24 protein-coding genes and 1 tRNA gene are annotated in these 23,850 nt (G+C 35.5%); 22 read left to right on the top strand and 3 right to left on the bottom strand.

The genetic code is table 11. The features are described from left to right. The 5 genes from MKX45_RS01125 (at window position 1) to MKX45_RS01105 (ending at window position 4,628) form a co-directional block, all read left to right on the top strand. Window positions 1-1,227 carry a carboxylate--amine ligase gene (locus tag MKX45_RS01125; protein ID WP_057720764.1) on the top strand — a complete coding sequence of 409 codons (1,227 nt, stop codon included), beginning with the start codon at window positions 1-3 and terminating at the stop codon, window positions 1,225-1,227. Between the two features lie 31 nt (window positions 1,228-1,258). Next, window positions 1,259-1,981, top strand: coding sequence for an aspartate/glutamate racemase family protein (locus MKX45_RS01120; RefSeq protein ID WP_015427226.1), 723 nt, complete (start codon window positions 1,259-1,261; stop codon window positions 1,979-1,981). Continuing rightward, window positions 1,971-2,714, top strand: a complete 744-nt coding sequence (locus tag MKX45_RS01115) for a C39 family peptidase (RefSeq protein WP_340816721.1) — start codon at window positions 1,971-1,973, stop codon at window positions 2,712-2,714. The genes MKX45_RS01120 and MKX45_RS01115 overlap by 11 nt, the downstream gene beginning before the upstream one ends. A gap of 113 nt (window positions 2,715-2,827) precedes the next feature. After that, window positions 2,828-3,967 (top strand): molecular chaperone DnaJ, encoded by a 1,140-nt coding sequence (gene dnaJ, locus MKX45_RS01110; RefSeq protein WP_010906396.1) that lies wholly within the window; start codon window positions 2,828-2,830, stop codon window positions 3,965-3,967. A 133-nt stretch (window positions 3,968-4,100) separates the two neighbouring features. Then, a complete protein-coding gene (locus MKX45_RS01105) occupies window positions 4,101-4,628 on the top strand; it encodes a YqeG family HAD IIIA-type phosphatase (RefSeq protein WP_003132009.1) in 528 nt (175 codons plus the stop codon). Window positions 4,629-4,819: 191 nt separating this feature from the next. Here MKX45_RS01105 and zwf read toward each other — a convergent pair whose 3' ends face one another. Both zwf and MKX45_RS01095 read right to left on the bottom strand, forming a co-directional pair. Beyond that, window positions 4,820-6,331, bottom strand: coding sequence for a glucose-6-phosphate dehydrogenase (gene zwf, locus MKX45_RS01100; protein WP_057720762.1), 1,512 nt, complete (start codon window positions 6,329-6,331; stop codon window positions 4,820-4,822). Between the two features lie 70 nt (window positions 6,332-6,401). Beyond that, window positions 6,402-6,581: a hypothetical protein gene (locus tag MKX45_RS01095; protein ID WP_003132007.1), complete on the bottom strand. Its 180-nt coding sequence runs from the start codon at window positions 6,579-6,581 to the stop codon at window positions 6,402-6,404. A 185-nt stretch (window positions 6,582-6,766) separates the two neighbouring features. Between MKX45_RS01095 and MKX45_RS01090 the strand changes: the two genes are divergently transcribed. From MKX45_RS01090 to MKX45_RS01075, 4 genes are all read left to right on the top strand, one after another. Continuing rightward, complete coding sequence (locus tag MKX45_RS01090; protein WP_010906392.1) at window positions 6,767-7,618, top strand: sulfite exporter TauE/SafE family protein; 852 nt, start codon at window positions 6,767-6,769, stop codon at window positions 7,616-7,618. Continuing rightward, entirely contained in the window at window positions 7,618-7,995 is a 378-nt protein-coding gene (locus MKX45_RS01085; protein WP_057720761.1) for a DUF1634 domain-containing protein, read from the top strand. The genes MKX45_RS01090 and MKX45_RS01085 overlap by 1 nt, the downstream gene beginning before the upstream one ends. Before the next feature lie 143 nt (window positions 7,996-8,138). Then, window positions 8,139-8,221, top strand: a tRNA-Leu gene (locus tag MKX45_RS01080). A gap of 306 nt (window positions 8,222-8,527) precedes the next feature. Beyond that, window positions 8,528-9,409: an NAD(P)-dependent oxidoreductase gene (locus MKX45_RS01075; RefSeq protein ID WP_015427221.1), complete on the top strand. Its 882-nt coding sequence runs from the start codon at window positions 8,528-8,530 to the stop codon at window positions 9,407-9,409. Between the two features lie 180 nt (window positions 9,410-9,589). Here MKX45_RS01075 and MKX45_RS01070 read toward each other — a convergent pair whose 3' ends face one another. Then, entirely contained in the window at window positions 9,590-10,543 is a 954-nt protein-coding gene (locus tag MKX45_RS01070) for a hypothetical protein (RefSeq protein ID WP_057720759.1), read from the bottom strand. A gap of 126 nt (window positions 10,544-10,669) precedes the next feature. Between MKX45_RS01070 and MKX45_RS01065 the strand changes: the two genes are divergently transcribed. The 13 genes from MKX45_RS01065 to MKX45_RS01005 all read left to right on the top strand — a co-directional run bounded on the left by MKX45_RS01065 (window position 10,670) and on the right by MKX45_RS01005 (window position 23,848). After that, the gene (locus tag MKX45_RS01065; RefSeq protein ID WP_057720758.1) at window positions 10,670-10,978 is read left to right on the top strand and encodes a helix-turn-helix domain-containing protein; all 309 of its coding nucleotides are present in this window, start codon (window positions 10,670-10,672) and stop codon (window positions 10,976-10,978) included. A 367-nt stretch (window positions 10,979-11,345) separates the two neighbouring features. Beyond that, window positions 11,346-11,693 (top strand): RicAFT regulatory complex protein RicA family protein, encoded by a 348-nt coding sequence (locus tag MKX45_RS01060; protein WP_015427220.1) that lies wholly within the window; start codon window positions 11,346-11,348, stop codon window positions 11,691-11,693. 193 nt (window positions 11,694-11,886) lie between these two features. After that, on the top strand, window positions 11,887-14,409 hold the full coding sequence (gene mutS / locus MKX45_RS01055; protein ID WP_340816720.1) for a DNA mismatch repair protein MutS: 2,523 nt from the start codon (window positions 11,887-11,889) through the stop codon (window positions 14,407-14,409). 114 nt (window positions 14,410-14,523) lie between these two features. Beyond that, window positions 14,524-15,219 carry a hypothetical protein gene (locus MKX45_RS01050; protein WP_057720757.1) on the top strand — a complete coding sequence of 232 codons (696 nt, stop codon included), beginning with the start codon at window positions 14,524-14,526 and terminating at the stop codon, window positions 15,217-15,219. Window positions 15,220-15,347: 128 nt separating this feature from the next. Continuing rightward, a complete protein-coding gene (gene mutL / locus MKX45_RS01045; protein WP_340816719.1) occupies window positions 15,348-17,318 on the top strand; it encodes a DNA mismatch repair endonuclease MutL in 1,971 nt (656 codons plus the stop codon). A gap of 112 nt (window positions 17,319-17,430) precedes the next feature. Further along, on the top strand, window positions 17,431-18,024 hold the full coding sequence (ruvA, locus tag MKX45_RS01040; protein WP_003131995.1) for a Holliday junction branch migration protein RuvA: 594 nt from the start codon (window positions 17,431-17,433) through the stop codon (window positions 18,022-18,024). Between the two features lie 126 nt (window positions 18,025-18,150). Continuing rightward, window positions 18,151-19,152: a Holliday junction branch migration DNA helicase RuvB gene (gene ruvB, locus MKX45_RS01035; protein WP_057720756.1), complete on the top strand. Its 1,002-nt coding sequence runs from the start codon at window positions 18,151-18,153 to the stop codon at window positions 19,150-19,152. A gap of 135 nt (window positions 19,153-19,287) precedes the next feature. Continuing rightward, window positions 19,288-20,172, top strand: a complete 885-nt coding sequence (locus MKX45_RS01030) for an XRE/MutR family transcriptional regulator (RefSeq protein WP_057720755.1) — start codon at window positions 19,288-19,290, stop codon at window positions 20,170-20,172. A 219-nt stretch (window positions 20,173-20,391) separates the two neighbouring features. Continuing rightward, on the top strand, window positions 20,392-20,961 hold the full coding sequence (locus MKX45_RS01025) for a hypothetical protein (RefSeq protein WP_012898697.1): 570 nt from the start codon (window positions 20,392-20,394) through the stop codon (window positions 20,959-20,961). A 304-nt stretch (window positions 20,962-21,265) separates the two neighbouring features. Then, window positions 21,266-22,384, top strand: coding sequence for an ABC transporter permease (locus tag MKX45_RS01020; protein WP_240664873.1), 1,119 nt, complete (start codon window positions 21,266-21,268; stop codon window positions 22,382-22,384). Further along, the gene (locus MKX45_RS01015; protein WP_021723261.1) at window positions 22,381-22,998 is read left to right on the top strand and encodes an AAA family ATPase; all 618 of its coding nucleotides are present in this window, start codon (window positions 22,381-22,383) and stop codon (window positions 22,996-22,998) included. The genes MKX45_RS01020 and MKX45_RS01015 overlap by 4 nt, the downstream gene beginning before the upstream one ends. 104 nt (window positions 22,999-23,102) lie before the next feature. Continuing rightward, window positions 23,103-23,267, top strand: coding sequence for a hypothetical protein (locus tag MKX45_RS01010; RefSeq protein WP_003131988.1), 165 nt, complete (start codon window positions 23,103-23,105; stop codon window positions 23,265-23,267). 143 nt (window positions 23,268-23,410) lie between these two features. Beyond that, window positions 23,411-23,848, top strand: coding sequence for a low molecular weight protein-tyrosine-phosphatase (locus MKX45_RS01005; RefSeq protein ID WP_057720753.1), 438 nt, complete (start codon window positions 23,411-23,413; stop codon window positions 23,846-23,848). Window positions 23,849-23,850: the final 2 nt, after the last annotated feature.

Genomic DNA, 23,850 nt, shown 5'->3' with positions numbered 1-23,850 from the left:
GTGTCACAAACAAATGAATTTCAACCTATCTTGTTAGGTTCTGATATCAACGTCTATGGAATGGCTCGTTCATTTCATGAAGAATTTGGAATTACTTCTCTGGCTTTAAGTGCTTCTGGATTAGCTCCAACAAAGTATTCAAAAATTGTTGAAGTACAAACTCATGAAAATTTTGACCATGAAGAAACTTTTATTCAGGTGCTTCGTGATTTTGCAAGTAAACATAAAGACAGTAAGAAGAAACATCTTTTAGTTGCTTGTGGGGACGGTTATGCCCTACTTGCTTCAAAATATCGTGAGGAGCTTTCGGAATTTTTTGAAGTGCCTTATATTGACTACGCGCTTTATCGTCAATTAGAAAATAAGCCTGATTTTTATAATATCTGTGAACAATATAATTTACCTTATCCAAAAACGGTATTAGTTAATCCAAAATCAGAAATAGATACTTTAGTAGATGAGTTAACTTTCCCTTATCCAATGATTTTAAAACCAGGGAATTCTATTTCTTATTTAGATGTGCACTTTGAAGGGCAGAAAAAAGCGTTCACGATTGCATCTAACGAAGAAATGAAGTTGATGCTGCATCGTTGTTATGAAGCTGGTTATCCTGATGAGATGATTATTCAAGATTTCATTCCTGGAGGGGATGAAAATATGCGTGTTCTGAACGCTTATGTAGATAAAAATCATAAAGTTCGCATGATGTGTTTGGGTCATCCCTTACTTGAGGATCCAAGTCCAAAAGCGATTGGAAATTATGTGGCGATTTTGCCTGATTATAATCAACAAGTTTATCAACAAATTCAGGATTTTCTTGAAAAAATTGAATATACAGGCTTTGCTAATTTTGATATGAAATATGACCCACGTGATGGCTCTTATAAACTTTTTGAAATTAACTTACGTCAAGGACGAAGCTCCTTTTATGTTACTTTAAATGGTTACAATTTGACACGTTATTTAGTTGCTGACCGTATTAACAATGAACCTTTTACTGAGACAATTTATGGAAAAGGTTCAAAACTTTGGTTAGGGGTTCCTAAAAAAGTATTGCTCAAATATGTAAATCCTAGTTTTAAAGAAGAAATTCGTCGTTTTATTAATTCAGGAAACTATGGGACAACTCTATTTTATTCTAAGGATAACTCACCAAAACGTTATCTTTTGATGAAATATGCATTCCATCGTTATATTGGGGCATTTAAAACGTACTTTCACAAATAAAAATTAAGAATAAGAAGGACAGGGGGATATAATGGAAAACTTCTTTACAATCTTGGGGGGGATGGGTACTCTTGCGACTGAAAGTTTTATTCATACGCTGAATGAACGAACAGAGGCTTATCGTGACCAAGATTATTTGAATTATATCGTAGTTAATCATGCGACAATTCCTGACCGAACAGATTATATCAAGAATCCTTCATTGGAAAATCCAGAAGAAAAATTGATTGATGATATTAAGATCCACAGTCAACTTTCACCAAAATTTTTTGTTGTTCCTTGTAACACGGCTCATTATTATTTTGATGAGATGCAAAAAGCAACAGAAATTCCAATTCTACATATGCCACGCATTGCGGTTGATAGTATTAGCCATCACTTTCCAAAAGCTAAGAGGGTGGCCGTGCTAGCGACTGAAGGAACAATTTTGACAGGAGTTTATCGTGAGGCCTTGGAAGAACAAGGGTATGAAGCGGTAATTCCAGATGATCAATTGCAAGAAAAGGTAAATCGCTTGATTTATCAAGAAGTTAAGGAAAATAGAAATCTTAATTTTGAGCTTTATAAGGAAATTTTGTCTGATGTCGCGTCAGAAATGAATTGTGAAGTAACCATTTTAGGTTGTACAGAATTGTCAGTCTTATATGAAGCCTATGATTTGACAAAAGAGTACAATATAATAGATGCACAAGCTGAAACTGTACATCGAACAATATCTATGATGGGAAAAAAAGATTTATTAGATGACTATTAAAAAGAAAAAACTTTTTAAAAAAAGAATCGTAATTTTATTTGTTCTTGTGGCCTGTCTACTTATTTTTACTCTAATTGTAAATCCTAAGAATCAAGAAGATAAAAAATTAACATCTGCATCAAAAACTTTTGTCCAAACTGATCGTCAGGGTAAGTACAATTATGTTTTGATGAAAACTGGTGATGTTAATCAAATGACAATCGGAGCCTACCAGGGATGTGAAATTGTTTCTTTTTACAATGCATTGGTCTATTTGGATAAAACTCAGGGTAGGACGGTTACTGATTGGATTGAATCTTTGCCTTATGTGGGTTGGGGAGGTGATCCAGGAAGTGGTTATGCTGGGAATCCTTGGACGTCTGATGAAGAAATTCCGGATGGTGGTTTTCCAACGATTTGGCCCACAGCTTTGATGAGTTTTGCTCAAGAAAATAATATCCAAGTTGCTGACTTATCTGGAAAAAGTATTAGCGAGATTAAAGATGCTGTTTTATCAGAACATTTAGTTGAAATGTGGGTGACGATTGATTTTGCTGAACCTAATATCACTTACGATGATTATTACGGTTATAAGGTTGTAGCTAATACGCATGCTGTTATTTTAGATGGATATAACGAAAAGAAAAATGAGTTTCATGTTACTGATCCAATAAAAGGAAAATATTGGTTGGCTGAATCTACAGTTGATTCGGTTTATAGTGGAACAAATCAATTTGCGATAGAATTTTTATAGTGTAATTAGCACTCTTATAAAAAGAGTGCTAATTTTTTTGCCAAAAATGAAAAAACGTGGTAAAATAGTGCTATTGAAAAATTGATTTAGTAAAGGAAGTGAGTAATTTAGAAATGAATAATACTGAATATTATGAACGACTAGGTGTCGATAAAAATGCCAGTCAAGATGAAATAAAAAAAGCTTATCGTAAAATGTCCAAAAAATATCACCCCGATTTAAATAAAGAAGAGGGTGCTGAAGAAAAATATAAAGAAGTTCAAGAAGCATACGAAACGCTTTCGGATGAACAAAAACGTGCTGCTTATGACCAATATGGTGAAGCTGGAGCCAATGGTGGCTTTGGTGGCGGCGGCTTCGGCGGAGCTTCTGGTTTCTCTGGTTTCGGCGGCGGCTCAGGTGGCTTTGGTGGTTTTGAAGATATATTCTCAAGTTTCTTTGGAGGAGGTGGTGCACAAGTTAACCCTAATGCACCCCGTCAAGGAGATGACTTACAGTATCGGATAAACTTAAAATTTGAAGAAGCTATTTTTGGCGTGGAAAAACAAGTCAAATATAATCGTGAAGAACTCTGTCACACTTGTGGAGGTTCTGGAGCGAAAGCTGGCACACATCCAGAAACTTGTCATAAATGTGGTGGCCGTGGACAAATTAATGTTGTTCGTGATACACCGCTTGGACGGATGCAAACACAAGTAACATGTGATGTTTGTAACGGAACAGGTAAAGAAATCAAAGAGAAATGTGAAACTTGTCATGGTTCAGGCCATGAAAAAGTGGCACATACTGTTAAGGTTACTGTACCTGCTGGTGTTGAAACTGGACAAAAAATGCGTTTGCAAGGACAAGGTGATGCTGGTGTGAATGGTGGACCTTATGGTGATTTGTATGTTGTTTTCCAAGTGGAAGCTTCAGACAAATTTGAGCGTGATGGTGCAGAAATTTACTACAAGATGCCAATGGACTTTGTTCAAGCTGCTTTAGGTGATGAAATTGAGGTTCCGACTGTTCATGGGAATGTGAAGTTGAAAATTCCTGCTGGAACACAAACGGGGGCTAATTTCCGTCTAAAAGGTAAAGGTGCGCCAAAACTCCGTGGTTCTGGTAATGGTGACCAATATGTTATTATCAATATTGTCACTCCTAAGAATTTGAATCAAGCTCAAAAAGAAGCACTCCAAGCTTTTGCTAAAGCAAGCGGTGTTGAAGTCTCTGGTTCAGGTAAAAAAGGTTTCTTTGATAAGTTTAAATAAAAATAAAAGTCGCTTTTGGCGGCTTTTTTTTGTTCTGTCAGTAATTTTGTTCTCTATTTTTTTGCTGACAAGTTTGTCAGTATTTTTAGGGAAGAAAACAGGAATTTCTGTAAGTTTTTGATATAATAGGGGCATGAAAATTGATAATTATAAGCCTGATTATTTAGTGGAAGCTGTCTATCAACTAGACCCTAAACGTCTGCAAGCCTTGAATGTTCGTGCCGTAATGGTGGATTTGGACAATACTTTAATTGCCTGGGATAATCCTGACGGAACTCCAGAGCTTTTGGCTTGGCTTTTGGATATGCGAGAAAATGGTTTAAAAGTGGTGGTTGTATCAAATAATAAACAAGCAAGAGTTGCTCGTGCTGTGGAAAAGTTTGGTGTTCAATATATTTGGCGGGCAATGAAACCTTTTGCTTGGGGGATAAAAAAAGCATTGAGATTGCTTGATGAGCGTCCTGAAAATGTGATTATGGTTGGTGATCAATTGATGACGGATATTAGAGCTGCTCATCGTGCCGGCGTCAGAAGTATTTTGGTCAAACCTTTGGTTGCATCAGACTCTTGGAGTACACAAGTTAATCGTTGGCGTGAACGACGCGTTTGGAAAAAATTGATTGCTCGAGATGGTGAGCCTGTGTGGAAAACAAGTTTATAAAAATAGATTTCAAAAAAGAATTTTACCTGTGGAAAAATAAATTCACAAGTAAAATCCTTTTTTTATCTTATTTTACTGATAAAAACGAAAAGTTTTCCACAGAATTGTGAAGTCTTTCCACAAATGTGTGGAAAACTGTGTAAAAGTTTGTGGAAAAGATAAAAAACCTATCGTTAAGATAGGTTTTTTCGTTATTTATTGTAGTAACCACGTTCTTGATACCATAAATCAGGTTGCCAAGCCCATTCGTGACCATTTTTTTCTAGTAAGTCAAATGCAGCCTTAGGTCCCATTGTGCGAGCCGCATAAGTTGGGAGCTCAGAAGTTTCTTTATCCCAAGCTTCTCGAATAACATCAATAAGTTCCCAAGCGCGAGCCGCTTCTTCCCAATGTGAGAAATTTGTTCCGTCTCCATTAAGGACGTCTAGGAAAAGTTTTTCATATGCTTCAGGAGAATTTCCAAGAAATTCACTATCGTGTCGGAAATTCAAACGCAAAGGCTCTAAATGGAAGCCTTGACCGGCCGCTTTTCCATTTACTGAAAGTGAAAAACCTTCAGTTGGTTGAATGTAAATGGTCAAAACATTTTGAACGGATTGGTCATCGCAATTTTCTGCAAAGAGATTGTCTTTATCTTTTTTGAAAACGATATTAATACGAGTTCCTTTTTCAGTCATACGTTTTCCTGAGCGAACATAGAAAGGAACGCCTGACCAACGCTCATTATCAATGACAAATTTTCCAGCAGCGAAAGTTTCAGTTCGACTGTCTGTTGCAACAGAATCTTCTTCGCGGTAACCTAGGTAATCTTCACCGTCAAAACGTCCTGCGATATATTGACCACGAACGAAGTTTTCTAAAGCTTCCTCAGAAGAATATTGACGGATTGCATTAAGGGCTTTAACTTTTTCTTTTACAATATAAGATTCATCAAATTTTTCAGGTTTTTCCATGGCAATGAGACTGAGTACTTGTAAGACATGGTTTTGAATCATATCTTTTAAAGCACCAGAAGTTTCGTAGTAACCGCCACGGTCTTCGACGCCGATAAATTCGGCAAAGGTAATCTGAACGTTATCAATGTGTTGATTATTCCAGAGTGATTCAAAAATTGGATTAGCAAAACGAACAGCCGAAACAGCTTGAATCATTTCTTTTCCAAGGTAGTGGTCAATTCGGAAAATTTGTTCTTCACTAAATACTTTTGCGAGGCTGTCATTAAGTGATTTTGCCGTATCGTAGCTTGTTCCAAATGGTTTTTCAATGACGATTCTCTCAAAACCTTCACCTGTCAAAATATTTTCTGATTTAAGGTGTTCAGCGATAGTGCCAAAAAATTGAGGAGCCATTGCTAAAAAGAAGACTTGATTGCCCGCAGTTTTATACTGTTTACGCAATTTTTCACCCAAATCTTTTAAGTTAATGTAATGTGAGCTGTCGCTAACATCGTGACTTTGATAATAAAAATGGCTGGCGAAATTTTCGGCTTCCGTTTTTGAGTTCATTAAATCTTTGATAGACTCTAAAACAACTTCACGATAATATTCGTTTGTCCATGGACGGCGAGCGGTACCAATGACTGCAAAATTGTCAGCTAGCTCACCTTTTTTGAAAAGGCGAAAGAGTGAAGGGTAGAGCTTTCTTTTAGCGAGGTCACCAGTTGCTCCGAAGATGGTGAAAAGTGCTTGTTTTTGTTCGGTCATATTTTTTCCTTTTTTAAAAAACAATAATTAATTTACTGACAGACTGATTTAGAATTTCTGTCAGTAAAATTTAACCATTTGTATTAGTTTCATTGACGTAATCATGAGCGTACTGTTCAATATCGGCTTTGAGTTCAGCTTTCATTTCTTGAAATTCGGACTCGCTATAATCGCGCTCGGCTATTTTAGCATTATAAAAGGGAATTGCTAGCTCTTGACGAAGTCGTGTCTCAAGTTCTTGTCTATTCATTTTAACCTCCAATAAGTTGCTTCAAAAACTCTTGTGAAGCATTAATCTTATAAGAATTATATCATAAATTGGGGTTGTAAAAAATAGAATAGGATTTAAATGTTCTTGATAAAGTATCTTAATCAAAGGAACAAGCAGCTTTAAAAAGTTTTTGGTAGAATAGGGTTATTAGATTGGAGAAACACATGTCTTTATTAGTATTTACTCTGTTGATGTTACTTCTTGGTTTCGTCGCAGGGGTATTTGGCTCAATTTTGGGTCTTGGGGGTGGAATTATTATCACGCCTATTATTACGACATTTTTTGGTGTTGATATTAAATATGCCATTGGGGCAAGTATTGTTGCCGTTATTGCAACAAGTTCTGGTGCGGCCATTTCTTATTTGAAAGATGATATGATTAATGTTCGTACCGCTATGTTTTTGGAAATATTTACCACAATTGGTGGTTTAGTTGGTGCAATTTTAGCAGGATTTTTTGATGCTACGATTTTAAATATTTTATTTGGTTGTCTTTTGATTTTCCAAGGCTACAATATGTGGCGGAAAATGCATAAAGGTGAGGAAGTTGTTCAAAAGGTTGAGTCAGATAAGATAGCTGAGAAGTTAAAATTAAACTCAAGTTATTACGATAAACAACTTGGCAAAGAAATTCCTTATCAAGTAGAAAAGGTTCCAGGTGGTGCTGCTGTAATGCTTGGTGCTGGTGTTGCATCAGGTCTTTTGGGAATTGGTTCTGGGGTCTTTAAGGTCATGGCAATGGATTCAATGATGAAAATGCCTTTAAAAGCTTCAACAGCGACTTCAAATTTGATGATTGGGGTAACAGCAGCGGCTTCTGCAACGGTTTATTTTTTCAATGGCTATGTTAATCCAAGTTTAGCAGGTCCGCTTGCTATTGGGATTGTTGCCGGTGCAGCTTTGGGCTCAAAAATTATGCCTAAGTTACCAGCAAAAACAATTCGATTGATTTTCATTCCAGTTATTTTAATTATGGCATTGCAAATGTTGCTTAAAGGATTGGGGGTATCGTTCTAATGGTAAATAAAGAATTAACAAAAGAAGAGTTACTCAAAATAGAGCAAAATATCGGAAAAATTCTTAGGATTGGTGTATTTGTTAGTACTACAGTCATTATTATTGGAATTTTGATGTTTCTCCTAAGCGGCCATTCAGGTTACGCTGAAGGGGTTTGGCCAGATAAATTTAATGAAATTTTAAGCGGTTTAGTTGAATTTAAAGCATTGGCTTGGTTGATGACTGGATTATTCCTCTTAATTTTGACTCCTGTTTTGCGAGTAGTTGCTTCAATTGTGGCTTTTGCAAAAGAAGGTGATAAACTTTATGTGGCAATTACAACTTTGGTTTTGATTATATTAATTGTTGCGATGTTTGTAGGGCACGGAGGTGCTTAAATAGGGCGTCATAGCGGATTTTCAACTTGCATTTTTTCTATTAAACTGATATTATAGAAAAGTGTTATGACCCATAGGGGAGTGCCTTTGAAGTAGTTGCTTTAGCGACTTACGTAAAATGACGAGCTTATGAGAATTCGCAAGGGGAAGTGGTGGAATGGCAGACACGCATGCTTCAGGTGCATGTGCGAGAAATCGCGTGAGGGTTCAAATCCCTTCTTCCCCATGATTAAGTGGACGGTTGGCTGGAAGCTGGCCGTTTTTTGCTCTTTTGAGCTTTTTAAGAGATGGAGAAATATGACTAGATTAACAAGAGAAGAACTAGAGAAAATCCTTTACGCTCTTTATCAAGCATTGGCGAAGAAACAGGAAATTCACGAGTGGCTATTGAAAAATGGTTGAAAACTTATCAATTGGATGAATATCGTAACCGAAAAATCAAACGGTTGCGGGGAGATAAAGCCCGTAAACGTCGTGATTACCAAAATTAGACGAAACAGATTTTATAAATCTGCTAAATAAAGGAGAAGAAATGTCAAAAATAGCATTTATTGGTACGGGTGTGATGGGAGCCGCAATGGCTGGTCATCTTATGGACGCAGGTCATGATTTAATTGTTTATAATCGGACAAAATCAAAAACGGACGGTCTTGTGGCACGTGGTGCAACTTATGCTGAAAATCCACAAAAGGCTGCGGCTCAAGCTGAGTTTGTGATTACAATTGTTGGTTATCCTAAGGACGTCCGCGAAGTTTATTTTGGTGCAGAAGGAATTTTCAAAAATGATTGTTCAGGAAAAGTTCTTATTGATATGACGACGACTGAGCCAACTTTAGCACAAGAAATTTATCAAGAAGCTAAAAAAGTTGGAGCTTTCGCACTTGATGCCCCTGTTTCTGGAGGAGATTTGGGTGCAAAAAATGCGACACTGACCATTATGGTTGGTGGTGATTCAGAAACTTATGAGAAAGCTTTACCTTTATTTGAAAAAATGGGAAAAACTATTACTCATCAAGGGGTGGCTGGAAGTGGACAACACACCAAAATGGCTAACCAAATTTGTATTGCGGGTACAATGACTGGAATGACTGAGCTTTTAGCTTATGCCCAAAAGGCTGGTTTGGATTTGGATAAAGTTTTAAATACTGTTGGGGGAGGTTCTGGTGCCACTTGGTCTTTGGCTAATTACGGTCCTCGGATTCTCCGTGAAGATTATAGTGCAGGATTTTTTGTTAAGCATTTCATCAAAGACTTAGGGATTGCACTTTCTGAGGCAGAAAAAATGAATCTTAAGCTTCCTGCAACTAAAGGGGCAAAGGAACTCTATGAGCAATTAGCTGATAAAGGCTTTGAAAATGATGGGACTCAAGCTTTGATTAAACTTTGGTGGCCAAATGGACATCGTCCAGAATAATAATTGAAAAAATCCAATAGTTGGTTAAACTATTGGATTTTATATTAAGTTTCATTTCTTACCTTGCTTAGGATTGGGAGTTGAACGTCTATGCGTTTTTACAGTAGCTCCGCTATTTTTGGTGTAGGAATGAACATAAACGGATTTTTTTCCAGATTTTGTTTTGGCCATGCTTTTCCTCTATTTCACAGTAGTAAAGATTAGTTTTGCATTGTCATCAGAAATTTTAGTATCGTAATAATTAGAGTTCATAAATGAAGTAGTGATAATCTCACCATCTTTTAGAGAAACGACAACATCAGAGTTTCCAGGATTGTAGTCTTGACTTCTTTCGTTTCCATTTTCATCATTGTAGATTGAAAAAGTCCATCCTAAATTTGCGAATTGTGGGTCCATGGTCATGTTGGTGCTTAATTTATAATTTCCTGCTGGGATATCACGTCCAACAATGAAATTTCCGATTCCGAGTTGAGTTGATGGAGTGATTTTTTCTGGAACAGCTGTAAATTTTATTTTAGAGATGTTGCTAAAATTGAGCGTGTCTCCATCGAGAAGGACAATACGAATATGTGAAGCATAACCGCTATCATTTCCCGGAGCACCACCAAGCCAGTTAATAAACATTCCATTAACAGATTTTCGGCTACCTGTGATATTACCACTACCGCCTGTAACGCTAAGATCATAAATACCAGGACTGACAGTTTGTTCATCGCCAACTGTAATTTCACCAGTAACGTATATTTCGTCAGTTGATTTCGAAGTGGAGGCTAATTGATTTAAAAGCTCAAGAGTAGTTTGTTTCTTTTTGCTTGTAGAATGTTTTGGTACTTTAACACTTTTGCTGCTGGAAGAGGTTTTGATGTTATTTTTTCCGATATCATCAATTGCTTTGCCATAAATGGATTGGGTGACTAAAACAATGACGAGGGTGAGTACAGAGATAATCAGTCCAATGAGTGAGAGAAGTTTTTTATTTTTTCTATTGCTAAATAATGCGATAATAGCAAGAATTAAAGCAAGTACTCCAAAAATAAAAGCGATGTTGTTGACAATTGGAATCCAAGAAAGAATAAGTCCCAATCCTCCAAGTGCTATCGAGACAATAGCAATAACTTTACGTTCTGTTTTCATAAAATCTCCTAGTTTAAATTTTTTCTTCTTTATTATACCTAAAGTTAGCATTGAAATCAATTTAAAAACGAAAATTAAAATTAAAAATGATTTTTCTTTGTTAAAATCCAAAAAAGAGGTAAATAAATGGGTATGGAATACTTTGGAGATAAACTTCGTGCTTTACGTATGAAAAAAAATCTCACGCAAAATGATTTGGCGGCTCGCTTAGGAATTGTTGGGGCTTCGGTATCATCTTATGAAAAAAACAAGCAATATCCATCTGTTGAGGTATTAATTCAACTATGTCAAACTTTTGATGTATCAGCGGATTATTTGCTTGGCTTGTCAGATGATAAGAACTTTAATACATCAACTTTAACAGAGGAACAACTACAGATTGTTTTGAGATTGATTAATGAATTTGAGCAATCGAATGTTCTCAAAGAAAGATAAATGATGAGATTATATACAAGTCGAGAATAGTAAAATTACTGATGATTTAATCAGTAATTTTTGTTTGAAAATCGCAAGTTTTACAAGTCCTATGATGAAAGGAGAATTCATCATGGGTAAAAATATGATTGATATTACAGATTTAACAGCCTCACAAAGAGAATTAATTAAAGAAATGATTGCTGAATTTAAGCGAATGAATCAAAAGTAAGAATTAGAAAGCCTGAAACATTTAGGCTTTTATTTTTTGAAGATAAAAAAACAAACCATGAATTGATTGAAAAAATGTTATAATTATTTTATAAAGTCTAAGAGTTTTAATGAAAGAAATAATTAGTAATTAATGAAATTTTAAGGAGGGCTTGAGATGCACTATGATGACTTAGTGGATTTGCTTGTTGAAAAAATAAAAAGTCTTGATTATGTTAAAGATTTTCAACGAGCTGAAACAGCACTAATGGCTAATCAAGAACTTTTTAAAGCTCAAGAAGAAATGAAAGCTCTACAAAAAGAGGCTGTTTTATATCAAAAAATTGATAAAATACAAGCTTACAAAAAGACTTCACAGTCGGCTCAAGTCATTGAAAAACGGATTAAGCATCATCCTTTGGTAGAAGATTATGCTACAAAATTAGAGGATGTCAATGATTTAGTTCAATATATCACTGGTGAATTAGAAGAAAAAGTAAATCTTTTGTTGGAAACTGGTGAATAAAAAGTACTGACAAGAAATTCTGGCATAGGATAGGCTATGTAAGCTTGCTTATGGAGATGCTAGAATTTTTGTCAGTAAAAATATAATAAAAAAATACTGACAGAATTTCTGTTTTAGGATATTTAGTGTTAAATTTTCTTACGGATATGCTAAGAATTTCGTCAGTAAAATTTAGATGGGATAGGAAGAAAAAATGGCTGAAAAAATTTCACCAGGAATGCAACAATATTTAGACATCAAACAAGATTATCCCGATGCTTTCTTGCTCTTTCGGATGGGTGATTTTTATGAGCTTTTCTATGATGATGCAGTGAATGCTGCCCAAATATTAGAATTAACCCTGACTTCAAGAAATAAAAATTCAGAAAATCCAATTCCAATGGCTGGTGTTCCTCACCATGCAGCAGCTGAATACATTGATAAATTGGTTGATTTAGGCTACAAAGTGGCTGTTGCTGAACAAATGGAAGACCCGAAAAAAGCGGTCGGAATTGTTAAACGGGCAGTAACACAGGTGATTACCCCAGGGACAACGATTGACACTGCAAATTCGGTTGATAATAATTTCTTGGTGGCAATTGACTTCAAAGATAAACATTATGCTCTTTCTTATATGGACTTATCAACTGGGGAATTCAAGGTGACAGAGCTCAGCGAATTTTCAGCGGTGGTAGGAGAAATTGCTTCACTCAAGGCGCGGGAAATTGTAGCTGGTTTTACTTTAGATGAAAGTCAATTAAAAGTTTTTGAAAGACAAATGAATCTTTTGATTTCAGAACAAATTGAAATTCCTGAAAATTTACTAATAGATTTGTCAGGATTGACCGCCCTAGAAAATCAAGTCGCTTCAAAATTGTTGGCTTACGTAAAAGAAACACAAATGCGTGATTTGAGTCACTTACAAAAAGTTGAACATTATGAAATTAAAGACTTTTTGCAAATGGACTTTGCGACAAAATCATCTTTAGAGCTGACGGCAAATAAAAGAGAAAATAAAAAACATGGCACACTTTATTGGTTGCTTGATGAAACGAAAACAGCGATGGGAACCCGAATGTTACGGTCGTGGATTGACCGTCCTTTGGTTTCAAATTCAGCCATTCAAAAACGAATGGAAATTGTTCAAATTTTCTTAGACCATTTCTTTGAGCGTTCTGATTTGATAGAAGCCTTAAAAGGGGTCTACGATTTAGAACGTTTGGCTTCACGTGTTTCTTTTGGTAAGGCTGTTCCAGTTGATTTTTTGCAGCTGGCTAATTCTTTATCAAATGTTCCTGCTATCAAAAATATTTTGGGAATGCTTAATGAAGCTCCATTAGAAGAGTTAAAAAGCCAATTAGACGAAATTCCAGAATTATCTGGTTTAATTAATTCAGCTATTAGTGAGAATGCCTCAAGAACGATTACTGAAGGGGGCATTATTAAAAAAGGCTACAATGCTCAATTAGATAAATATCGGGAGGCGCTTGAAAATGGGACTTCTTGGATTGCTAAATTGGAAGCAGATGAAAAAGCCAAGACAGGAATTTCCACACTGCGAATTGATTATAATCGTAAGGATGGTTATTATTTTCATATTACTCAAAGTCAGTTGAATAGTGTTCCTGAACATTTTTATCGGAAGGCAACTTTGAAAAATTCTGAGCGTTTTGGTTCTCAGGAATTAACTGAAATTGAAGAAATTATGTTGGAAGCGCGTGAAAAATCATCATCTCTAGAATATGATTTATTCATGGGCCTTCGGACTGAAACGGAGCAATATATTGGCAGACTACAAGCTCTAGCCAAAACAATTGCTGAAATTGACTGTTTACAAAGTCTATCTGTCGTTGCCGAAAAACAAGGATATATCCGTCCGACGCTTACAGACGGCTCAAGAATTGTTGAAATTAAAGGCGGCCGTCATGCGGTCGTTGAAGCGGTCATGGGTGCTCAAGAATATGTGCCAAATGATATTGAACTGCCTGAACAAACAGATATTCAACTCATCACAGGACCGAATATGTCAGGTAAATCAACCTACATGCGTCAATTTGCTTTGACGGTGATTATGGCTCAAATTGGATCTTTTGTTCCAGCAGAAACAGCCAATTTACCAATTTTTGATGCCATCTTTACACGGATTGGTGCCAGTGATAACTTGATTTCAGGGGAATCGACCTTTATGGTTGAAATGTCTGAGGCCAATCATGCCATTCAAAAGGCAAGCAGTCGCAGCCTGATTATTTTTGATGAATTAGGGCGAGGAACGGCAACTTATGATGGGATGGCTCTAGCTCAAGCAATTATTGAATATGTTCATGACCATATTGGGGCAAAAACCTTGTTTGCTACGCATTATCATGAATTGACAGACTTAGATGAAGCGCTCGATCATCTTGATAATGTCCATGTTGCTACCTTGGAGCAAAATGGGAATGTGACTTTTTTGCATAAAATAACAGAGGGACCAGCTGATAAATCCTATGGGATTCATGTGGCGAAAATTGCAGGTTTACCACAGCCTTTGTTAGAGCGAGCAGATTTGATTTTGCAGAAGTTAGAAAATAAACCTTTGCCTGCTAAAAAAGTTGCTGATGAACAAGAACAACTTAGTTTATTTGATTTTGCTGAAAATTCTTCAGAAATTATTGAAAAGATAAAAAGGCAAAATGTTGATAATATGACTGCAAGAGAGGCTTTGAATTTCTTGTGGGAACTTAAAGATTCACTTTGAACTTGGTATCGAAGCTTATTCTGTAAATAAGCTAAGGAAAAAGGCTATAATTACTTAAAAAGAGATTCATTGAAAGATGAATTGAGTAGAAGCTAACATAAAAAGGAGCTAAACATGGAAAATGAAAAAGAACTTAAAGGACAAGAAATTCCAGAGACTCAAGTGGAGCCAACTGAAGAATTAAATTCTGAGAATCTTGCTTCTCAAGAAGAAATAACCAAGAGTGATATTAGTGAATGGGATGCCTCAGAGCCTGTACTTGATGAGCCAGTAGTTGCCAAGGCTGAAGTTTCAGAAGGTTTTGTAAGTGAACCAGTGATTGCAGAACCAGTAATTGCTGCTAGTGAACCACTTGATTCAAAAGTCGAAGAGAAAACGAGCGAACAATCAGCTTATGCAGATATTCCTCAGAATCGCTCACTAGAAAATCAAGATGAAATTAAAACTAAATGGAACTGGGGAGCTTTCTCTTTTCCAATGTGGTTTGGGATTGCCAACCGTGCTTATTTGGGACTCTTGATTTTGATTGGATTAATCCCATGGATAGGTTGGATTTTTGGGATTGTATGGATGATTGTTTTTGGTTTTAATGGCGAAAAATGGGCACTTGAAAATCGAGATAATAAATATCGTGATGAGGAAGAGTTCCGTAAGGTCATGGACGGTTGGAATCGAGCAGGTTTCGTTGCATTCATTATTGGAATTGTATTATTTGTGATTGCAATTTTGATTCTTATTTTCGTATTAGTCTTTGCTTTTAACAGCTATAATAATTTTGATAATGGTTACCGCAATTTTGGAAACTACTAATTAATGTAAAAATGATAGACAATTTTCATCTTGTCTATCATTTTTTGTCAGTAAAAAATGAAAAGCGAGCCCTTGCTTTTTGTGTTATAATTAGAATTAATTTAAAAAAACAAGAGAGCGAGATTATTGTGGGAAAAATTATTGAACTAAATGAAGCGCTCGCCAATCAAATTGCTGCTGGAGAGGTGGTTGAGCGGCCTGCTAGTGTTGTCAAAGAATTAGTCGAAAACTCAATTGATGCTGGAAGCAGTAAAATTATTATCAATGTTGAAGAAGCTGGTTTGCGATTAATTGAAGTTATTGATAATGGTTTGGGTTTGGAAAAAGAAGATGTGGCTTTGGCTTTACGTCGTCATGCAACAAGTAAAATCAAGGATTCGGCAGATTTGTTTCGGATTAGAACACTCGGTTTTCGGGGGGAGGCTCTGCCATCAATCGCTTCTGTCAGCCAGATGACCATTGAAACAAGTACGGCTGAGGAAGAATCAGGAACAAAACTAATTGCTAAAGGTGGAAATATCGAAACTTTAGAACCACTTGCTAAGCGAGTGGGGACGAAAATTTCTGTTGCTAATCTTTTTTATAATACACCAGCAAGACTCAAGTATATCAAGTCCTTGCAGGCTGAACTTTCTCATATCACAGACATCATCAACCGATTGAGTCTGGCTCATCCAGAGATTTCCTTTACTTTAGTTAATGAGGGTAAAGAATTTTTGAAAACGGCTGGAAATGGTGATTTACGTCAGGTTATTGCTGCAATTTATGGCATAGGGACAGCGAAAAAAATGCGTCAAATCAAGGGCTCAGACTTAGATTTTGAACTAACAGGTTATGTCAGCATACCAGAGCTGACAAGGGCTAATCGTAATTATATTACGATTTTAATAAATGGTCGATTTATCAAAAACTTTTTATTGAATCAGGCAATTTTAGAAGGATATGGCAATCGATTGATGGTGGGACGGTTCCCTTTTGCTATTTTATCGATTAAAATTGACCCAACACTTGCTGATGTTAATGTTCATCCGACAAAACAAGAGGTGCGTTTGTCTAAAGAGCGTGAATTGATGGCTTTAATTTCTAAAGCAATTGATGAGGCTTTATCAGAAGGTGTTTTGATTCCAGAAGCTTTGGAAAATTTGCAAGGAAGAGCTAAAGAAAAGGAGAGTCTTTCTGTTCAAACGGAACTTCCTTTGCAAAATAATCCTTTATATTATGATAATGTTCGCCAAGATTTTTATGTCAGAGAAGAGGCAACTTTTAAAATCAATAAAAATCAAGCTTCAAATGATTCGTCTGAACAAACTTTTGATAATTTTACAGAAAATCAACTTAATACAGATGCTGTCAGTGAAAAAATGACTGACAGAACTGTTGAAAGTACTACTGAAATTACTGACAACAGTCTAGAAAATACTGTCAGCAACTTTGAAATTGATTTTGATAATGAAGTAAAGATAAGTCAGTCATCAACTTTTCCGCAGCTTGAATACTTGGCACAATTGCATGCGACTTATTTACTTTGTCAGTCCAAAGAAGGACTTTATTTGGTTGACCAACATGCGGCTCAAGAGCGAATCAAATATGAGTATTGGAAAGATAAAATTGGTGAGGTCAGTATGGAGCAACAAATTTTACTTGCACCATATTTGTTCACTTTACCCAAAAATGATTTTATTGTTTTAGCCGAGAAGAAAGATTTGTTGCATGAAGCCGGTGTTTTCTTAGAAGAATACGGAGAAAATCAATTCATTTTAAGAGAACATCCAATCTGGTTAAAAGAAACCGAGATAGAGAAATCAATTAATGAAATGATTGATATTATTCTCTCATCAAAAGAATTTTCACTCAAAAAATATCGTCATGATTTAGCTGCAATGGTTGCTTGCAAAAGTTCAATTAAAGCTAATCATCCCCTTGATGCCGAATCAGCTAGAGCTTTACTCGCAGAATTAGCAACTTGTAAAAATCCTTATAGTTGTGCGCATGGACGGCCAACGATTGTTCATTTTTCAGGGGATGACATTCAAAAAATGTTCCGGAGAATCCAAGAAACGCATCGTTCAAAAGCAGCTTCGTGGAAAGATTTTGAGTAAAAAGTGACTAAACAGATTAATGATGAAGTTGGTCAGTAAAAAAATAGATAAAAACTACTGACAGACTTGAATAAGGGAGTTTGTCAATCAAAAAAATTAGAAAAGTAAAAAAATGTTTGAATATCTTAATGGAAAATTAGTAAAAATTTCCCCAACAAATATTGTAATTGATGTAGCAGGAATTGGCTATCTTATCAGTGTAGCTAACCCTTACGCTTGGTCGGCTTTGATGAACACAGAAGTAAAAATTTATGTTCATCAAGTCATTCGTGAAGATGCCCACAGTCTCTATGGTTTTGTTAACGAAGCCGAAAAAGCTTTATTCTTACGTCTGATCAGCGTTTCTGGGATTGGGCCAAAATCAGCTCTGGCCATCATTGCGGCGGCTGATAACGAAGGTTTAATCACTGCTATTGACAATAGTGATATCAAGTATTTAACTAAATTCCCAGGAGTTGGTAAAAAAACAGCCATGCAGATGGTGCTTGATTTGGCTGGGAAATTTGATGCGACAGGAACTGTAGGTATTTCTCTTCTTGATGCTGGACCTGCTGGCAATCTTGCTTTGGAAGAAGCGATTGAAGCGCTACAAGCTTTGGGTTATAAAGCAACAGAATTGAAGAAAATTGAGAAAAAATTAGCTCAAGAAACAGGCCTGACCAGCGAAGAATATATCAAATCAGCCTTAAAACTTATGATGAAATAAAAAAGTTTGAAGAAAGAACTGACAGACATCAAAAACAGTCATGCAAGTCTTTCTGTCAGTAAAATTTACTGACAGCTTCTCATAAGTCATCAAAAATCATCTCTAAAAGGAGAATTACAAGATAAGATGAACGATATATTAAACAAAGAGCCAATGGAAGAAGATTACGGTATTGAAAAATCTCTACGTCCGCAATTTTTTAATCAATATATTGGTCAAGATAAAGTCAAAGAACAATTAGAAATCTTTATTAAAGCAGCAAAAATGCGTGAAGAAGTTTTGGACCACGTACTACTTTTTGGTCCTCCGGGACTTGGTAAGACAACAATGGCATTTGTCATTGCCAATGAGTTGGGAGTTAATATTAAACAAACAGCGGGTCCTGCCATTGAAAAGCCAGGAGATTTAGTTGCGATTTTGAATGAATTGGAACCTGGTGATGTGCTATTTATTGATGAAATTCATCGGATGCCAATGCAAGTTGAAGAAGTTCTTTATAGCGCTATGGAAGATTTCTACATTGATATTATGCTTGGTTCTGGTGATGGTTCACGCTCGGTTCATTTAGATTTGCCGCCATTTACTCTAGTTGGGGCAACAACAAGAGCTGGAATGCTTTCGAATCCATTGCGTGCCCGTTTTGGGATTTCAAGTCATATGGAGTATTATCAAGAGCGTGATTTAGAAGAAATTGTTAAAAGAACAGCTGATATTTTTGAAGTCGAAGTTATTGATAATGCCGCTTTAGAGATTGCTTTACGTAGTCGAGGGACTCCGCGGATTGCCAATCGTTTACTTAAACGAGTGCGTGATTTTGCTCAAATAATGGGGGATGGCCGAGTGGATAAAGCAATTACCGATAAGGCCTTGTCTATTCTTGATGTTGATACCGCTGGTTTGGATTATATTGACCAAAAAATTCTCCGCACAATGATTGAAATGTACCACGGTGGTCCTGTTGGGATTGGAACTTTGGCGGTAAATATTGCCGAAGACCGTGAAACGGTCGAGGATATGTATGAACCTTATTTGATTCAAAAAGGATTTTTGATGAGAACTAAACAGGGACGTAAGGTGACCCAAAGAGCCTATGAACACCTAGGTTATGTTTACAATGAAGAAGATTGACAGTTAGTATCTGTCAGTAAAAAAGTTTGTCAGAGCTTGACAAGCTTTTTTATATTACAAAAAAATCGCTGTTGTAACAATAATGAGAAAAGTGTATAATATGACCATAAAGTTGCGACTGGAGAGACAAGACAAATGGTCAATCAATACTATGGTTTAAAACTTCAAGAACTCTGTGAAGCTAAAGAAATCACGAAAAATGAAATTATCAAAAAAACAGGAATTCCTAAAAGTAGCCTCTCTCGTTTTTTTAGTGGGGAAGGTTATTTAAATCTTGACCAAATTGATGCTTTACTTGAATTTCTTCACCTGGAACTTTCTGAATATGATTATTATCTTAATAATTTTAAACATAATTTTTACGAAGAATTATTTAGTAAAATTGACCAAGCGGCAACGAATAATAATATTGAAGAACTAAAAGATATTGCCTGGCAATGTGAGCAAATTGGCGAACATTTGATTGCTCTTTGTGCCAAAGCACGCTTAGAAAAGTTGACAGAAAACGAAGTGGTTGAGTTAAGTTCTTTTATTTTAGGAATTGAAATATTTAGTTTTTATGAACTTCTCATTTTGTCAGATACCATTGAGCAATTTTCGTCAGAAATGATAAAAGCGATTATTCAAGATTTGAGCCATCATCATCAAAGGTTAGCCAATCGTACACGTTATCGCAAAATTATTTGTCAAATCGCCTGTCGCGGAGCAGTGACTTGTATCCAAGAAGGGAAAGAAAAGGAAGCGCAAGAATGTCTGGCTCTGGTCAAAGCATATTGTCATGAAAAAGACGCATATTCTAGATTGATTTATCGCTTTACTAAAGGTTATTATTGTATTTTTTATGGTCAAGGCGAAGAACGACTTCTGGGAATTGAAAGCATGAAAAAGGTCATCGAAATTTTTGATTGGGAAGGAAGTATAAATTTAGCAAAAACCTACCAAAAACTCTATGATAAATATGTGAAAAACTATAATTTTCCTCAATGGTTAAGTGATATTCTAGGAAAAGATTCAATTTGAATCTTTTTTTTGTGCTTTCGAAATCGGTGCTACAATAAAGTTAAGGAGACAAAAATAAAAACAAACAAGGAAAAACCAATGGACAAATTCGCAAGCTACTGAGCGCAGCCAAGAAAACAAAGTAAAAAATGAAAGGAAGCTCTCAACATGAGAAAAATATCATCAGCTTGATTCAGAAAAGATAATTTCTTTCTGAATTTGGGCAGAAAGAGGTAAATTATGAAAACAAAACAAATTTTATCAAGTCTTATGAGTTCGGTGGTTGTCTTGTCAGCGTTATCTCCGCTTGTAGTTAATGCAGATATCATTACAACCGAAATGCCACAACAAGCTACGTTAGTTAATTATAAAACTTTGGGTGAAAATGACACTCTAGATTTAGAAGTAGAGTCGGAGGTAATTTATCAAAATCCTCAAACTGGTGAAATCTATACTTCTGATGAAGTAATTGTATCAGGTGTTCCTCAAAACCCACGCCTACGTTCAGTATCTGCAAGCCCTATTTCGGTGGGAATTCTTTGGAAATATAATACAAAGGCTAGTGGTACATTGATGCGAGATACATTTCGTAAATGTGCAACGGCCGAAGGGGCAGTGGGGGTTATAGGTGCCATTGCTGCGGTAGGGTTGGAAACAGGTCCTGTTGACGCTGTACTTGCTGTTATACTAGCTGCCGGAACGCTTGCTTTTCATTCACGTTTCTCAGAAGCGGCAGATATGATAAACCAACATCCAAATTCAGGAAAAATTTATATGTACTTGGACCATTGCACATATGCCAGCTATTGATTGGTGGTGAGAGAAATGAAAGAATATTATATTATTTGGTTTATCGTTTTTTTAATCATTCTTTCTAAAAGTAAAAATAGTACTCAAAAGAGGAGTTTGATTCCATTTCATTGGTTACTGGTCTTACTTGGAGTGTTTGCATTACTTCCAATAATTATATCAATAGTGTTTATTAACAGTAAATTTTGAAATAACTGGAGAAGACCCAGTCGGGTCTTTTTATAGTGAGGTAAATCTAATGAAATACTTCAAATTTGAATTAAAAAAGTTTATTCTAAACAAAAGAAACAGGTACTTATTAGCTTTGATTTCTTCTCTAATTGTTGTTTACAGTATTTATACAACAATTTCGTTTAGCGATATTGTTGGCGATAATACTACAACACTCCCTCAAGAGGTCCAGACTACTGAAAAATCAGTTCAGGATAACATCAAAAATACTAAAGATATTCTAAAAACGACAAAAGTGAAAGCAGAGCTTGCTGATCTGAATGATTCGTTAAATTACTATCTGCAAGAAGATAACATTTATCAAAAACAAATCGCAGTTATAAATGCCAATGATATTAATGGATATTATCGTTTACAAAAAGAAGTTGACCAATTACTCCTTAAACAATATGGTAACCAATCATCATCTGGTCAAGATAAATTCCTGAAAGCAGAAATTAAGTATATCAAGACAGTTCAAGAGAGAAAGTTAGATTTTGAAGTAATTCCTACCATGCAATCTCATGCTTTTGGAAATTTTCATCAGCAGTTCATTCCAATTTTAACGAGTAGTCTATTCATTGTCTTATTTGCTTCCATGGTTTCAATCCTTGTCGCCACTAGTTATGAATCAAAAGAAAACAGATTTTATCGATTTGCGGGAATTGATTTGCAGAAAAATTTAATTATAAAAGTTTTATCTGGAACTTTAGCGACCTTTGCTTGGATTATTATTTCTAGTATCATTTATTTTCTGGTAATTGGGGTGGTGAATGGTTTTGGAGCATGGAATTATCCCGCCTATCTTGGCAATTCGGATTTGAAAACAGGATTTACTTTGACTAATCTCACAATTCCAAATGGAATTTTGGATTTAGGAAGTATCCTCTATCTGTTTTTTGTCATCTTTTTCTTGGCTTCATTAGGTGCCTTGATTTCTGTTTTTGTAAAACGGAGTATGGTTGTTGTTGGGGTTATAGCTCTATTTGTCATGGGATATTCGATGATAGGAAATGTTTCTTGGATAATTTCAATTAGACGTTTTGTGCCACTTTCTTATCTTGAACCTCTAAAACTTTTTGGAAATCCTAGTGCTCTTTTTGGGAAATATTCTATATTAATCGGGGCTGGCTATCTACTTTCTTTAAGTGTATTATTTTTGCTCATTTCTGTCTTCATTATTAAAAATCAAAAAACAAGGAGAATCTCATGATATTAAAAATAAAAAATTTAAAGATACCAGACATTGCTCCGCTTAATTTTGAGATTTCTGAAAATGGTTTGTACGGTCTGATTGGACGAAATGGGATTGGGAAAAGTACACTTTTCGGCATTCTTTCAGGAGAAATTGGATTTTCTCAAGGAGAAATAGAAAATGGGCGTGTCGCTTATCTTCCCGATGTAGAATCTTTTGAAGAAAGTTTAAAAATGCATGATTATTTTAAAATTTTGAAAAATAGTGAACAGGATAGAGCAAGAGAGTTAAGTCTTACTTTTGGTGCAGATAAATTTGCGAAAAAGAGAATTGGCCAATTTTCTTTAGGAATGAAAGAGCTTTTTGCGACAATTTTATCATTTTCTATCGACTGTGATATTTTAATCATTGACGAGCTATTCAGTGGGCTTGACGTTTCCAAAAAAGCCCTAGTTTATGAAGAAGTGAAAAAAATCGCTCAAGAAAAAATTGTTTTATTAACCTCACACAATCTCAAGGAAATTGAACATTTCTGTGACCAAGCTTATCTATTGTCCGAAAAAGGACTGACTTTGGTGACAAATTTTGATGAAGCGGCAAAAGAAATCGGTTATATGGATGTATTTTTTTAGTGAAAGGGAATTAATGCGAAAGAATACTACATTATTTGGTTTATATATTTTCTAATAATTGTTTCCGATTAAGAGATAAGTCGAATGAAAGATAAGGAGAACTTATGTCAGTAATTACACCTGCCCCTCAACCTAAAAGTGATATTTTTCGGGAGGTTGAACAACTCCAAAATTCTTTTAAAAATAATGAAAGTAAAGTTTTGGTAGATAACAATAAAATTTATAAAAAATTGAAGGAAAAAAAGAAAAAAATTAAGCAGAAAGATTAGTTCGTCTGTCAGTAAAAAAATTTGTCAAATTTTGGCAGACTTTTTCATTTTAGAATTCTGTCAGTAATATCTTGTGAAATAGGGTATAATAGAATAAATGCTCAAAATTAGTTAATTTATAAATGATATAAAGTAAGGAAGTCATGGAAAAGATTGTTTTTGTCTGTTTAGGAAATATTTGTCGTAGCCCAATGGCAGAATTTGTCATGAAAGATTTAGTTGAAAAGGCAGGAAATGAATCAAATTTTTTGATTGAAAGGCGAGCAACTTCTTCTTGGGAGCATGGAAATCCAATTCATTCTGGAACCCAAACAAAACTAAAAGAACAAAAGATTGCTTTTGATCTTCACAAGGGAAGTCAAAAAATCAGTAGTGAAGATTTTTATGAATTTGATAAAATTATCGCAATGGATGAATCTAATTTAGAAAATCTTAGAAAAATGGCACCAGAAGGAACGCGTCAAAAAATCGCGATGCTTTTAGAACAAGGTGTTCCAGATCCATGGTTCACGGGCGATTTCCAAGAAACTTATCAACTTGTTAAGACGGGTTGTCAAAGATTATTGGATGAAATTGTATAAAA

This window comes from Lactococcus sp. FSL W8-0209 (assembly GCF_038006585.1).
Taxonomy (GTDB): domain Bacteria; phylum Bacillota; class Bacilli; order Lactobacillales; family Streptococcaceae; genus Lactococcus; species Lactococcus lactis.
This window is presented reverse-complemented; position numbering and strand designations above follow the sequence as displayed.